This window comes from Sphingobium sp. MP9-4 (assembly GCF_005281675.1).
Classification (GTDB): domain Bacteria; phylum Pseudomonadota; class Alphaproteobacteria; order Sphingomonadales; family Sphingomonadaceae; genus Sphingobium; species Sphingobium yanoikuyae.
In genome coordinates this window covers 13,355-28,252 of sequence record NZ_LUFI01000046.1, presented here as the reverse complement: position 1 = coordinate 28,252, position 14,898 = coordinate 13,355, and the positions used below count along the sequence as shown (strand labels likewise).

The 14,898-nt window shown below is 62.9% G+C and carries 8 protein-coding genes; 4 read left to right on the top strand and 4 right to left on the bottom strand.

Annotated elements, in window-relative coordinates; genetic code table 11:
* Window positions 1–146: 146 nt before the first annotated feature.
* Window positions 147–3,203 carry a TonB-dependent receptor gene (locus A0U87_RS15360; protein WP_048936831.1) on the top strand — a complete coding sequence of 1,019 codons (3,057 nt, stop codon included), beginning with the start codon at window positions 147–149 and terminating at the stop codon, window positions 3,201–3,203.
* 164 nt (window positions 3,204–3,367) lie between these two features.
* On the opposite strand, the gene A0U87_RS15355 is transcribed toward A0U87_RS15360, so the two are convergent.
* The gene (locus tag A0U87_RS15355) at window positions 3,368–4,402 is read right to left on the bottom strand and encodes a hypothetical protein (protein WP_048936830.1); all 1,035 of its coding nucleotides are present in this window, start codon (window positions 4,400–4,402) and stop codon (window positions 3,368–3,370) included.
* An 88-nt stretch (window positions 4,403–4,490) separates the two neighbouring features.
* On the opposite strand from A0U87_RS15355, the gene A0U87_RS15350 reads away from it, so the two are divergent.
* The 3 genes from A0U87_RS15350 to A0U87_RS15340 all read left to right on the top strand — a co-directional run bounded on the left by A0U87_RS15350 (window position 4,491) and on the right by A0U87_RS15340 (window position 9,546).
* Entirely contained in the window at window positions 4,491–5,774 is a 1,284-nt protein-coding gene (locus A0U87_RS15350) for an aspartyl/asparaginyl beta-hydroxylase domain-containing protein (protein ID WP_048936829.1), read from the top strand.
* Window positions 5,775–5,830: 56 nt separating this feature from the next.
* Complete coding sequence (locus A0U87_RS15345) at window positions 5,831–6,088, top strand: hypothetical protein (protein WP_234415690.1); 258 nt, start codon at window positions 5,831–5,833, stop codon at window positions 6,086–6,088.
* A gap of 482 nt (window positions 6,089–6,570) precedes the next feature.
* Window positions 6,571–9,546, top strand: coding sequence for a TonB-dependent receptor (locus A0U87_RS15340; RefSeq protein WP_037519341.1), 2,976 nt, complete (start codon window positions 6,571–6,573; stop codon window positions 9,544–9,546).
* 115 nt (window positions 9,547–9,661) lie between these two features.
* Here the strand turns inward: A0U87_RS15340 and A0U87_RS15335 are convergent, their stop codons facing one another.
* From A0U87_RS15335 to A0U87_RS15325, 3 genes are all read right to left on the bottom strand, one after another.
* On the bottom strand, window positions 9,662–10,393 hold the full coding sequence (locus A0U87_RS15335; protein ID WP_107917527.1) for a 2OG-Fe(II) oxygenase family protein: 732 nt from the start codon (window positions 10,391–10,393) through the stop codon (window positions 9,662–9,664).
* Complete coding sequence (gene clpB, locus A0U87_RS15330; RefSeq protein WP_048936828.1) at window positions 10,390–12,969, bottom strand: ATP-dependent chaperone ClpB; 2,580 nt, start codon at window positions 12,967–12,969, stop codon at window positions 10,390–10,392. The genes A0U87_RS15335 and clpB overlap by 4 nt, the downstream gene beginning before the upstream one ends.
* A gap of 95 nt (window positions 12,970–13,064) precedes the next feature.
* The gene (locus tag A0U87_RS15325) at window positions 13,065–14,732 is read right to left on the bottom strand and encodes a M28 family metallopeptidase (protein ID WP_048936827.1); all 1,668 of its coding nucleotides are present in this window, start codon (window positions 14,730–14,732) and stop codon (window positions 13,065–13,067) included.
* Between the last annotated feature and the right edge of the window lie 166 nt (window positions 14,733–14,898).

Here is a 14,898-nt window from a genome sequence, read left to right as displayed (position 1 = left end):
GCGCGATTTCCCGCGCTTTACAGCAGCTTTCCCACCGCGCAGGTTCCCGCAATCCATACGGGGGGATCGCTGTCGGGCACCATATCCCCTTGTAGGTGCACATGAAGGCAGGTGACTGCCCAACTCCAGAGCAAGGGACTGGAAACGTGAAGACATTTTCGAAGAGGGCACTGCTGCGTGCCAGCGCCGCTCCGGCGATTCTCGGTGCGTCGCTGATCGCGACTGCCGCATTCGCGCAGGAAGCGCCGCAGGGCGCCGAAGCCGAAGCCACCGACACCATCGTCGTTACCGGCTCGCTCATCAAGAACCCGAATCTGGAACGCTCGACCCCGGTCACCGCGACCACGTCGGACCAGATCGAACTGAAGCAGAACAACACCGCCGAAGAAATTCTGCGCGAAATTCCGGGCGTCGTCCCCAGCATCGGTTCGGCCGTTAACAACGGTAACGGCGGTGCATCGCTGGTCGACCTTCGCGGCCTCGGCTCGTTCCGTAACATCGTTCTGATCGACGGTTCGCGTCTGGCTCCCTCGGGCCTCGCTGGCCAGTTCGACCTTAACAACATTCCGCTCGCTCTCGTCGAGCGCGTCGAAGTGCTGACCGGTGGTGCATCGACCACCTACGGCGCCGACGCCATCTCGGGCGTGGTGAACTTCATCACCAAGTCGGACTTCTCGGGTCTCGAAGCCAATGTTTCGAACCAGCTGACCGAACAGGGCGACGGCAACTATTTCCGCGCCGACGTGACCCTGGGCGCCAACTTCGACGACGGCCGCGGCAATGTGGTCTTCTCGGTCGGCTATCAGCAGGCTGACCCCGTCTATCAGGGCGACCGTTCCTTCTCGCAGTCGTCGATCGACTCGTTCAGCGGTGCGAACGGTGGTTCGGGCACCTCGACCCCGTCGCGCTTCGGTGGCGTGAACGTTGGCGGTCTGGATTCGATCACCACGGGTTGCGGTGGCACTGGCCAGGTGGCCTGTACTTCGGTTCAGGGTACGCGTCAGCTGACTGCTGATGGCGGTGCATTCCGTCCGACCTCGGCTTTCGATGCTTACAACTTCAACCCTTTCAACATCTTCCAGACGCCGTTTAAGCGCTTCAACATGTACGGCGCTGGCCGCTACGAACTCAGCGACGCGGTGGAAGTCTATTCGCGTGGCGTGTTCTCGAAGAACACCGTCAGCACCATCATTGCTCCTTCGGGCGCTTTTGGTATTCCGGTGACCTTCGGTCTGGACAATCCGTTCCTGACCGATGCACAGCGCAATGCCTTCTGTGCGTTCGACGTTGATCCGCGCGCCGGCTATCGCCCCCGCTTTACCCAGGCCGAATGCGACGCCCGCACCGGTACCGTCGGTTCTGCTTCGGCTAGCGAATTCGTTGCGGCTGACATGAACGGCGATGGCGTGATCGGGGAAGGCGAAGGTTTCAACTCGAACCCCGCCGTTACCGTGAACCGTCGTGCCACCGAGCTTGGGCCGCGTATTTCGGACTTCACCACCACCTTCTTCGATTACAAGATCGGCGCTCGTGGCGGCATCACGGATTCGATCAGCTGGGATCTGTCGGGCGCCTATGGCGAAAGCGAGCAGATTCAGACCCAGAAGGGCTACTGGCTGAACTCGCGCGTGCAGCAGGCGTTGCTTGCTACCAGCACCACTGAGTGCGTCGATGATTCCAATGGCTGCGTTCCGCTCAATCTGTTCGGTCCCGACGGTTCGATCACCGATGCGATGAACAGCTTCCTGAATGCCAACAGCCAGGTGACCACCAAGACCTCGCTGGCTCAGGTCAAGGGCGTGATCAGCGGCGACTTCGGCGTGGCTGTGCCGTTCGCTTCGGACGCCGTCGCCTTCGCTGTCGGTGGCGAATATCGCAAGTACACCGCCTCGCAGGAATCGGATCTGCTGTCGCAGTCGGGTGATCTGGGTGGCGCCGGTGGTGCGGCTCCCAACATCAACGGCGGCTATGACGTCTATGAAGCCTATGGCGAACTCGTTCTGCCGCTGGTTCAGGACAAGCCTTTCTTTGAAGACCTGACCGCCGAAGCGGGTATCCGCTATTCGGACTACAGCGTTCAGGGTGGTTCGGGCTACAACACCACCACCTGGAAGGCCGGTCTGAACTGGACCCCGGTCAACGGCCTGAAGCTGCGCGGCAACTATTCGCATGCCGTGCGCGCCCCGAACATTTCGGAGCTCTTCTCGCCGCTGAACACCGTTCTGACCAACCTGGCTTCGGACCCCTGCGCCGGCGCCGCGCCGACCCAGGACGCCAACCTGGCAGCGATCTGCGTCGCGCAGGGCGCAACGCTTGCGCAGATTGGTTCGATCATCAACGATCCGGCTGGTCAGGTGAACACCACCACCGGTGGCAACCTTGCCCTGGGTCCGGAAAAGTCGAACAGCTACACCTTCGGTGTCGTGCTGCAGCCGTCGGCTGTCCCCGGTCTGGCGATCACCGTCGACTATTATAACATCAAGATCACGGGTGCGATCACCACGCCGACCCCGGACGATGTTATCGACGCTTGCTTCGGCAATGTCACGGCAGCCAGCGCTTCGAGCGAGGCTTGCACGGTCATCCGTCGCGATCCGTCGACCGGTGGCCTCTATGGTCTGGCCGCGAACGCTCCTGGTCTGTACCAGCCGCTGTCCAACCTGGGTAAGCTCAAGACCGACGGTATCGATGTCTCGATCAACTATTCGAAGGACATCGGTTTCGCCAAGTGGGCGCTGAACGCCAACGGTAACTGGACCAACAGCTCGACCTTCCAGGCAACCCCGACCTCGATCAACCGCGATTGCGTCGGCCTCTACTCGGCCAACTGTGCGTCGATCCAGCCGGAGTTCCAGTGGTCGGTGCGTAACACCCTGTCGTTCGGCATGGCCGATGTCTCGCTGCTGTGGCGCTACATCGACGGTGTGAAGTATGAGTTCGGCGATGCTTTCGTTGGTGAACTCAACGGCAAGCAGGTCGACTTCAACCGTATCCCGGCTGAACATTATTTCGATCTGACCGGCCGCTTCCACGCTTCGGACGAAATCACCTTCACGCTGACCGTTCAGAACCTGCTGAACAACAAGCCGAAGGTGGTGGGTAACACGATCGGTTCGACCAGCTACAACAGCGGTAACGTCTATCCGTCGACCTACGACGCGCTGGGCCGTCGCTACGCTGTTTCGGCCAAGTTCCGCTTCTAATCGAAGCGTAACGCCGAAGGAAAAAGGAGGGCCGGCTGCAAAGCCGGCCCTTTTTTCATGCCGTCCTCAGCGCCTGCGCCGAACATGCGATGCCGCGCCGCTGCGTGCAGCGGTCGGCTTTCCGTCGATTAGCTATTGTTCCGCCTGCGGGCGGGATGGCCGTCTCAGCCCAGTAGCGGGCGGGGCAGGTCCATGACGATGCCATTGTTGCGGGCGATCAGGTCGGCCCATTCGCCAACCTTCTCGACCTCCTCGGCATGCAGCGTCTTGCCATCCTGCGCGGCGCGTTCGCGCTGGCCCTGGCCGAAATTGGCTCCGGTCTTGGAATCCCGGCCGAATATCGGCCCAGCAACGATGGCGGCAATGTCCGCGTCGCTCAGCGCGATATCGAAATGCCTGGCCAGGACGGTCAGACTCTCGGCCGGATGCGCGATCAATGTTTCGCTGTTCAGGGTCAGGACGCGCTCGCCCAACTGCCCGGCCAACGCCTGAAACTGGGCCTGTTGCGCCAGCCAGCCCAGCGCCGCGACCTGGATATCGGTCAATCCCAGATAGTCGGACGGCGCGATGCCCAGATTGACCATGCCTTCGCGCAGCAGCTTGCCGAACAGGTCGCGCACCCACAGGCGCCCCCACATGCCCTTGCGCGCGATCGACGTCAGATAGGCATCCAGAGGTGCATGGAGTAGCAACGCACGGGCTGTGGGGCGCAGCGCCATGATGCCGGGGATCAAAGGGTTGATCAGATTGGACGGCTTCACCACCACCGCCTCGCCTGCCGTAAAGGGCCGCGCCAACAGCCGCAGACCATGGTCCAGCGCGCGGGCTGCTTCTGGCCCTTTCGCGCCGCGATGGCGCCAGCCGACAATGTCGTTCAGCAGTACCGGTTCCTTGAGGCCCATGGCGATGCCGGGCCGATCGAAGGCGGCGGCCAGCAAGGTCGAACAACAATAGGCCGAATGGAAGATGAAATGCACCGGCGCGGGTGGCGGCGCTGCGCGCACGGCATCTTCGCGCCGTACCACGATGGGTTCCACGCCCTGCGCGATATATTCGTCTGTCAGGAACGGCACATCGGCGTGACGCGCGCGCGAAACCTGCAGGAACTGAAAGGCATCATGGCCCGGATCATAGCGGTGGGCCAGCCAGCGGGCATCCGCCATTAACATGGTCAGGGGCTGGGTCGAGGAAGCGCTCATCGACCCAGCCTTCGCACGGCATGGGGCCGGGGAGCAAGGCCGCAGGCAGCCGTCTTGCTTGGGCCGTCGCATCTGATAGCAGGATGGCATGAACCAGCAGATCGGACGATTTTTTCAACAGGCGGCCGAAGCCCGCCGCACTGGCCGCAACGGTGAGGCGCAGGCCGCGCTGACGCATATTCTGGCGCTCCAGCCCGGCGAGCCTCAGGCGCTCAACATGCTCGGCATGATGGCGCTGGAAAATGGCGATTTCCATGCTGCCCGCATGCATTTTCTGGGAGCGACCCAGAGCGACACCGGCGAACCTGCCCTGTGGATGAATGTGGCAGCCGCGCAGCGGGGGTTGGGCGATGGAGAAGGCGAGCGCGCTGCTCTGCAACGCGCGATCGATATCGATCAGCGTAATTTCATGGCGCAGATGCGTCTGGCCCAGTTGCAGCAGCGTCTGGGCGAAGTCCAGGCTGCCGCCGATAGCTGGAGCAAGGTGCTGGCGATGTCGTCCGGCATGGGCGATTTGCCGCCGCAACTGGTCGATACGTTGGCCGAAGCGCGTGGCTTCGTGACCAATCATCAGGCGAGGTTGGCAAGCTTCGTGGAAGACGGTGTCGCGCCGCTGCTGGCGGACGCGGACCTGCGGAGTCAGCGCCGCTTTCAAGCCTGTCTCGATCATGAATTCGGGCGGCGTCCGCTCTACCAGAACCAATGTTCCGGGCTCCATTACCCCTTCCTGCCGGCCGATGAATATTTCGATCGCGACCATTTCCCCTGGATGGCGGAACTGGAGGCGAAGACCGACGCCATCCGGGCCGAATTTCTGGGCCTGATCGAACAGCAGGGCGGCAATGTGCGCCCCTATGTTCGGCAGGATCCGGGCACGCCCGAAAATAAATGGACCGCGCTCGATGGCTCGCTCGATTGGGGCGCGGCGTTTCTATGGGAATATGGCGTGCGCAACGAAGCCGTCTGCAATGCCTGTCCCCAGACCGTCGCTGCGCTCGAAGCGCTGCCGCGAGCGGATATTCCCGGCCGCGCACCATCCGCCTTTTTCTCGCTGCTCAAGCCCCATAGCCGCATTCCGGCCCATAGCGGCGTCACCAATACACGGGCGATCATCCACCTTCCGCTCATCGTTCCACCTGGCTGTTACTTCCGCGTCGGCGGAGAAACCCGCGCCTGGGAGGAAGGACAGGCTTTCGCATTCGATGATACGATCGAACATGAAGCCTGGAATGACAGCGCTCATCTTCGTGTCGTCTTGATCTTCGACATGTGGAATCCGCATTTGTCACTTGCCGAGCAGCAGCTCTTGAAGCAATTCTATGCCACAGCTGATGCCAGCAGGGCGCAGGATGCTCTGGGGGCCGGGGTTTAAGACAAGGGATGCGATGGCCACTGTGCCGGGTTGCCTTGTCATCTGGGAGATAGAAGATGCGTATCGTCAAAGCCTTGGTCATGACTGGCCTGTTCGTGATGGCTTATCCTGCCCTCGCTCAAGACAAGCCCAAGCTCGACAAGAATGATCCCAATGCGACCCGCTGCCGGAGTTTCCCGATCACGGGATCGCTGGTGAAGAAGGAGCGCGTCTGCAAGACCAACGCGGAATGGCGCGCCATCAGCGAACAGCAGAATCGCGATGCCGATGACATGATCACCCGCAGCCGGGCGGGCATGAACCCGAACGGCTAACCCTGCCTGCCGCCCTCATGGGCGCAGGGACAATGTCTAGCTGATCGACGGGAGCGGCTGCCAGGGGCAGGCGCTCCCCTTTTCATATCTACAGCTCATCTATTCCATCTGCTCAGGCCGCTAATTTGCCCGTCTGAGATCGGTTCCATGCGTCAATATTTTTCAAATCGGGCATTGTAACATAATTACGTGTCAGGATGAAAACGGAAGACCTCCTGATGCGTTGGGTTGCACAAAAATACCTATAATTACGGGGTTTTCGGACTGTTCGCTCCGATGGGTCAAAAGAATCTCATTTGGTTTCAAAACCGTAATGGTGTTGCCAGAATGTTGCACATTTGTAAAAATCGTAACGTTTCGTAACGCAACCGGGTTTACAGCCGGTTCCATGGGGCGCACCCATGCCCCGCCTTGTGGTCTCACGGGGTCGCACTGGTCACAGCAGGTGGAAAATCCGCCGCTCCAGATAAGGGACTGGAAATTTGAAGAACGCATCGATTGCCGCATTCTTGCGGGCCGGAGTCGCGCCCGTCATTCTCGCCACCGCGCTGTTCCAGGCGCCCCTCCATGCTCAGGATGCCGCCCCCCAGGCCGATGACGGCGCCAACGACACGATCGTCGTGACCGGCTCGCTGCTGCGCCGCATCGACAAGGAAACCATTTCGCCGATCACCACCGTTTCGTCGGAAGATCTGGCGATCCGCGGCATCACCACGGTGCAGCAGGGCATCCAGAATCTGTCGGCCAATAACGGCCCGGCACTGACCAACGGCTTCTCGGCCAATGGCGCCTTTGCCGGTGGTGCGTCGGCGGTCTCGCTGCGCGGCCTGTCGACCTCTTCGACGCTGGTGCTGTTCGACGGCCTGCGTGCTGCTTATTATCCGCTGGCCGATGACGGCACGCGCAACTTCGTCGATCTCAACACCATCCCCGACGCCATCGTCGATCGGGTCGAAGTGGTGAAGGACGGCGCGTCGGCCACCTATGGCGCCGACGCGGTTGCCGGCGTGGTCAACATCATCACCAAGCGCGAAGTGAAGGGGCTGCACCTTCAGGCCGAAGCCGGCGTCGCTGAAAAGGGCTATGGCGCCAACCAGCGCCTGTCGGCCACCTATGGCTATGGCGACCTCGCCGAACAGGGCTTCAACGCTTATGTCAGCGCCCATTATCTCAAGAGCGCTGCGGTCTATAACAAGGATCTGGGCTATCCCTACAACAGCGACGACCTGTCGGGCATCTGCCATGACGGCGTCTGCGGCCCCAACAACATGGCTAATGGCGTCGATCCCAGCATCGGCTTCACCGGCCTGTCGACCGCGACCAATGTCTTCATGGCGCGCCCCTATGATGCGGCCACCGGCGCCGGCACTGGCCGTTACGCGCTGCTGAATGCCGCTGCCGGCTGCGGCAGCCTCAATCCCTATACGCTGACCGACGACGAATATGCGGCCAATGCAACGGCGCCGCGTACCGTCTGCCAGCAGGACATCACGCACGATTACAGCCAGGTTCTGCCGGAACAGCAGCGCTGGGGCATTTCGGGCCGCTTCACCAAGATCGTCGGCGACAGCGGTGAAGCCTATCTCGAACTGAACTATGAGAACAGCAAGTCCTCCTATACCGGCCTTGCCTCGATCATCCGCGCCAATGCGCCGGCCGGCATCGACTATTCGGCTTACTCGACCTCGACGGGTGCGGGCCTGCTGCGTCTGCCCGTCTATGTCTGCGCCCGTGGCACCGCCACCTGCGACGCCAGCAACGGCACGCTGAACCCGAACAACCCCTATGCCGCTCAGGGCCAGGAAGCCGCCATCATCGGCCGCCTGCCGACCAGCACCGAATATAATGAATCGGTCAGCCAGGTCTTCCGCGCTGCCGCCGGTATCAAGGGCGATTTCGGCAACGACTGGCATTATCAGGTCGATGGCACTGCCATGGTCTCGAAGCTGAAGACCACGGCCAAGGGCTATGTCTATATCCAGCATCTGCTCGATGTGATCGCGGACGGTTCGTATAATTTCATGAACCCGTCGGCGACCTCGCAGGAGACGCTCGACTATCTGACCCCGACCCAGATCAACCACAGCAAGACCCAGCTCTATCAGGGCCAGGCCAGCATTTCGAAGGAAGTGTTCGACCTGCCGGGTGGCCCGCTGCAGGTCGCGGTCGGTGTCGCCGCCCGCTATGAATCGCTCAACAATCCCAGCGGCAACCCCGACTATGATGGTCAGACGGAGCGCTATTTCCGCCTGAACGCCTTCGGCGCCAAGGGCCATCGCGACGTCGAATCCGCCTATTTCGAACTGAGCGCACCGATCGTCGAGCAGCTCGAACTGACGGCGGCGGGTCGCTACGACCATTATTCGACCGGCCAGGACAATTTCTCGCCCAAGTTCGGTGCGAAGTTCAAGCCGATCCGCGAACTGATGTTCCGGGGCACCTTCTCGAAGGGCTTCCGCATCCCCAGCTTTGCGGAAATGGGCGCTCTGCCGACCACCGGCTATGTCACCCAGTCGATCGGTTCGATGCCGCAGGAATTCATCGACCAGCATCTGAACTCGGCTGGCACCGGTCCCAACACCTATCTGACCAACTATTCGATCGGTCAGACGACGGTGGGCAACCCGAACCTGAAGGCGGAAAAGTCGCGCAACATCACGCTCGGCGCGACCTTCCAGCCGCTCAACAATGTGTCGTTCAGCGTCGACTACTATAACATCAAGAAGACCGGCGCGATCACCTCGGTGAACTTCTCGAACGCGATCGCCAACTATTATGCCACCGGGGAAACCTCCTATGATGGCGTGACGGTGATTCCGGACGAAGTCGATCAGGAACATACCGGTTCGCAGCGTCGCATCGCCTTCGTGCAAGGCAGCTTCATCAACGCCAACACGATCAAGACGTCGGGTATCGATTTCAACGCGATGGGCAAGTTCCGCCTGAGCGACAACATCACCTTCTCGACCTCGATCGATGCGACCTATGTCATCAAGCTGAACACCGAATATCCCGACGGGACGGTTGAACATTATGTCGACACGCTCGGTAACTTCAACCTGACGGCCGGTTCGGGCACGCAGCAGTGGCGTGGCAGCTGGCAGAATACGCTGGACTTCGGTAAGGCTTCGCTCAGCGCGACCGCCTATTACACCGATGGCTATAATTATTCGGCCGAGGATCAGGGCGGCGTTGCCGGCGACTGCAGCCTGGTGCCGACCAACTATGATGGTGAAGCCTATCAGGGCTGCCGCGTGAAGTCGTTCATCAGCGTCGACATGACGGGCACGATCAAGGTCAATGACCAGTTCGAGCTTTATGCCAACGTCATGAACGTCTTCAACAACAAGCCGCCGATCGATGCGACCACCTATGGCGCCTATCTCTACAACCCGGTGGTTGGAGAGTCTGCGATCCTGGGCCGCTCCTTCCGCATCGGCGCGAAGGCCAGCTTCTGACGATATAATATAAAAGGGCGGCCCTCCCTTGCGGGGCCGCCCTCCTTTCAGGACCAACTGGCGCGCGGCGCGCCCGACTTAGCCGACACTGGGTCTCCGTGCGCCGTCGCCGTCTTCACCCCATCGCCGACCGGAACCAGCCGGTCACCGACGTCCGGGCTGCGCCAGCGGAAGGCGCGACATAGCTGACGCTGTGCAATTGTGGCACGCGGAATAGGTCGAGCCTGTTGAAGGCCGGAACCCGGCCGGAAAAGCCGCCATCGGCACCATGGAACATCAGCAAGCCGCCCCATTCGGTCCGCCATCCCTTGGTCAGGCCAAAGACATAGGCGGCATGCCGATTCTTCCCCGCGACCCCATCATCATGGCCGGTCAGGAAATCGCCGCTGACATAGCGGGTCGCCTGCCCGTCGGCGAACCCGATCGCTTCGCTGCCGGTGATCGCCCGGACCAGCGCCAGCACCTCCGGCCCCGCCATGAAGCGGACGAAGGCGTCGAGCAGATGCGGCGACTGCCGGCGCGCCTGCTCCTCGTCGGGCACGCGAATACTAGCATAGCGAAACTGGAAGCCATGGCGTGCCGCCTCATGCACCGCCTGGTTCAGGGCGCCCCATTGCTGCGGCGTCATGGATTGCGCCGTCGGGCGATCGATCTCGAACAATTTCTCGTCCGAATTGAGGACGATCCGCCAATCCTCGCGCGTGTCCAGATGCGCGGCCAGCGCGCGGGCCGCCGCATCGGTCAGGAAGGGACCGATGCGGACATGCCCGTCGCGCTGATAGTCGGATCGCAGCTGGTCGATGTCGATGCCATCGGCCAACCGGAAATCCGCAACCATTGTCGTCATGCGACGCTGAGCTTCAGCGCGCCGTCGCCATCTTCCACCGTCACGGTCGATCCGTCAGGCACCTCGCCGCGCAGGATCAGGTCGGCCAGCGGATCCTGCAGATAGCGCTGTACCGCCCGCTTCAATGGTCGCGCGCCATAGACCGGATCATAGCCGACCCGGCCCAGCCAGGCGCGCGCGCCGTCGGTCAGGTTCAGCACCACCTTGCGGTCCTTCAGCAGCTTCTGCACCCGCGCCACCTGGATATCGACGATCGGCGCCATATGGCCCGCCCCCAAACGGTGGAACAGGATGATCTCGTCCAGGCGGTTGAGGAATTCGGGGCGGAAATGGCTGCGCACCATTTCCATCACCTGGTCCTCGACCTTCTCGACCGGCTCGTCGTCGGGCTGGGCGGCGATATATTGGCTGCCCAGGTTCGACGTCAGCACGATGATCGTGTTGGTGAAGTCGACCGTGCGGCCCTGGCCATCGGTCAGGCGGCCATCGTCCAGCACCTGCAGCAGTATGTTGAACACGTCGCCATGCGCCTTCTCGACCTCGTCGAACAGCACGACCTGATAGGGCCGGCGCCGCACCGCTTCGGTCAGCACACCGCCTTCCTCATAACCGACATAGCCCGGAGGCGCGCCGATCAGCCGGGCGACCGAGTGCTTCTCCATGAACTCGCTCATGTCGATGCGCACCATCGCGCTTTCGTCGTCGAACAGGAATCCGGCCAGCGCCTTGGTCAGCTCGGTCTTGCCGACGCCCGTGGGGCCCAGGAACAGGAAGCTGCCCAGCGGCCGGTTCGGATCCTGCAAACCCGCCCGGCTGCGGCGCACGGCGGTCGCCACCGCGCGCACGGCATCGGCCTGGCCGATCACCCGCTTGCCCAGTTCGGCTTCCATCGCCAGCAGCTTCTCGCGCTCGCCTTCCATCATCCGGTCGACCGGAATGCCGGTCCAGCGCGACACGACGCTTGCAATATCCTCGGCCGTCACTTCCTCGCGCAGCATCGCGCCCTTGGACGCGCCCTGGGCTTCGGCCAGCTGCTTTTCCAGCTGCGGAATGGTGCCATATTGCAGCTCGCCGGCCTTGCCATAGTCGCCACCGCGCTGCGCCTGCTCCAGCTGCAGGCGCGCCGCGTCGAGCTGTTCCTTCAGCTTGGCTTCGCTCGCGATCTTGTCCTTCTCCGCCTGCCAGCGCGTCGTCAGCTCGGCTGACTGCTGCTCCAGATTGGCGAGGTCGGTTTCCAGATTGGCCAGCCGGTCCTTCGACGCCTGGTCGCTTTCCTTCTTCAGCGCCTCGCGCTCGATCTGCAGCTGCATGATCCGCCGGTCGAGATTTTCGATCTCCTCGGGCTTGCTCTCCACCTCCATGCGGATGCGGCTCGCGGCCTCGTCCATCAGGTCGATCGCCTTGTCGGGCAGGAAACGGTCGGTGATATAGCGGTTGGACAGGGTCGCCGCCGCCACGATCGCGCCGTCGGCGATGCGCACGCCATGATGCGCCTCATATTTGTCCTTGATGCCGCGCAGGATCGAAATCGTGTCCTCGACCGTCGGCTCGCCGACGAACACCGGCTGGAACCGCCGCTGGAGCGCCGGGTCCTTCTCGACATATTTGCGATATTCGTCGAGCGTGGTCGCGCCGATGCAGTGCAGCTCGCCCCGTGCCAGCGCCGGCTTCAGCAGGTTGCCGGCATCCATCGCGCCTTCGGATTTGCCCGCGCCGATCAGCGTATGCATCTCGTCGATGAACAGGATGATCTGCCCGTCCGCGCCCTTCACCTCGTCGAGCACGCCCTTGAGCCGCTCCTCGAACTCGCCACGATATTTGGCGCCGGCGATCAGGCTGCCCATGTCGAGCGCCATCAGCGTGCGGTCCTTCAGCGTATCGGGCACGTCGCCATGGGCGATGCGTAGCGCCAGCCCTTCGGCAATCGCGGTCTTGCCGACGCCCGGCTCGCCGATCAGCACCGGGTTGTTCTTGGTGCGGCGCGCCAGGATCTGGATGGTGCGGCGAATTTCCTCGTCGCGGCCGATCACCGGATCGAGCTTGCCGGCCTTAGCCGCCTCGGTCAGGTCGCGCGCGAATTTCTTCAGCGCATCATAGCGGTCTTCCGCGCCCGCCGTATCGGCGGTGCGGCCGCCGCGCAGCTGGTTGATCGCGCCGTTCAGCGCCTCGGCGCGTACGCCGGCGGTCGCCAGCGCCTTGCCGGCCGTCGTGGTCGTCGCCAGCGTCAGCGCCAGCAGCAGCCGTTCGACGGTGACGAAGCTGTCGCCTGCCTTCTGCGCCACCTGCTCGGCGGAATCGAGCACGCGCACGGCATCATTGTCGAGGCCCGGTGTCTGCTGCGCGCCGCTGCCCGATACGGCCGGCACCCTGGCCAGCGCGGCATCGGTCTCGCGTAGCGCGGTCGCGGCATCGCCGCCCGCCGCCCTGATCAGGCCGGACGCCATGCCCTGCTCATCTTCCAGCAGCGCCTTCAACAGATGTTCGGGGCTGATCCGCTGATGGTTCATGCGGATCGCAACGGTCTGCGCCGACTGGAGGAAACCCTTGGCGCGGTCGGTGAATTTTTCGAGGTTCATTAGCATCCCCTTCAAGGCATTGCTGGCGATGTAATGTTGCAAAAATGACACACAAGGGGCGCGGGCAAAAAATCCACGCCCCTTGCCTATTTTACTTACTGCTTGGGCGCCTTGGCCGCGTCCGGTGCGAACAGGTCGCCGAAGAAGTCCGCCTTGTACCATTGCGGCGGGGTGTCGCTATCGGTCATAACCCGTGCAATGCGATAATTGGCCTCGGCAAAGCGGGCGCCCGCATCCCAGTCGATCTTCTGCGTCATGTCATCACCGGGATGATGATAGGCGCCGCTCAGAAATTCGCCCCAGGCCTTCTCGCCACCATTGGCATAGCCGGTCGCCAGGAAGACCGCGGGCACGCCCTGCTTCACGAACATATAATGGTCCGACCGCACGAAAATGGTTTCCTGCGGCATCGGGTCGGCGGCCAGCTTGATCCCCATCGGCGCAACCGCCTTGGCGACGATCGGCCCCAGCGTCGAATGGTCGGCGCCGAACGCGATCACATCGGTGAAGGGATAGAGCAGCAGCGGCATGTCCAGGTCGACATTGCCGACGATCTGCTTGCCCGGAACGGTGGGGTGGCGGGCATAATAGTCCGCGCCCAGCAGGCCCTTCTCCTCGCCGGTGGAGGCCAGGAAGACGATCGAGCGGCGCGGCTTGTTGGGCGACTGGGCCATGGCGCGCGCGACTTCCAGCATGGTCGCGATGCCGGCGCCATTGTCCAGCGCGCCATTGTTGATGCGGTCGGTGTCGGGCTTGTCGCCGGGCTTTTCCGGACTGATGCCGATATGGTCGAGATGCGCCGACAGGACGACATATTCGTCTTTCAGCTTGGGGTCACTGCCGGGCAGGATGGCGACGACATTGGGGCTGGTCACCCGCTCGCTGACGCTTTCGACCTGGATCTGGGCAGTCGACTTGAGCGCAAAGCCCTTGGGCTTGCCGCCGGCCTTGTCGGCTTGCTTGCGGATCGCGGCGATGCTGGTCGGTGCGCCGGCGAACACCGCCTGCGCCGCGGCATCGTCCAGGCTGGCGCCGACCCGGATGCCGGGGGCGGCGTCGAACGGCACGCCCTCGGGCGAGACCCAGGTGAAGTCGGGCTCATCGGCGAACTGGACCATGCGGTTCCAGGGGCGGGCCTTCATCGACTGGAGGGTGCCGATGGACAGCATGCCGATCGCGCCATGCGCCTCGGCGATCTTGCCCTTGGTGGCGGACAGGTGCGCGCCTTCCTCGCTCGGCAGCCCCTTGGGATAGCCGCGCAGGGTGACGACGATCTTCCCCTTCACGTCCAGCCCGGCATAGTCGTTGAGGCCGAGCCGCGCATTTTCCAGGCCATAGCCCACGAACACCAAAGGTGCCGACACGTCCAGCTTGGGTTCGGCCGCGTTCATGCCGATCAGCACGTCGCCGGCATGGGTGAAGCTTTTGCTGCCGGCCGGACCGGTGACGGTCAGCGTGCCCGGCGTCTTGGCGCGCTCGGTCTTCTGGAAACCGATGCGCTGCAGCCAGCTTCCATTGTCGCCGGCGGGCTTTAGGCCCAGCCCGTCAAACTGGCTGGCGACATAACGGGCGGCGATCTCATGCCCCTCGCTGCCGGTGTCGCGCCCCTTAAGCAGATCGTCGGCCAGAAATTCGACATGGGCGCGCACCGCCGCGGCCGAGAAGGTCGGCGCATCGGACGCGGCCGGCGTCGCTGTTTGAGCGGGCAGGGTGGCGGGCAGCACAAGGGCGGCGGTGGCGGCCAGCAGGGCCAGGCGTTTCATGGGATCGGGGACTTTCCGTCTCTATGGATGATGGCGTGCAGACTTGCCGCTGCGCCCCGTCGCTGTCCAGCCTCCGCTTGTCGATATCATGCGTATTGCGCCGCTATCACGCCCCGCTATGCTGCGCGCCATCGCGGCGGGGTCCGTCCCGGCCGCATCGACTGCC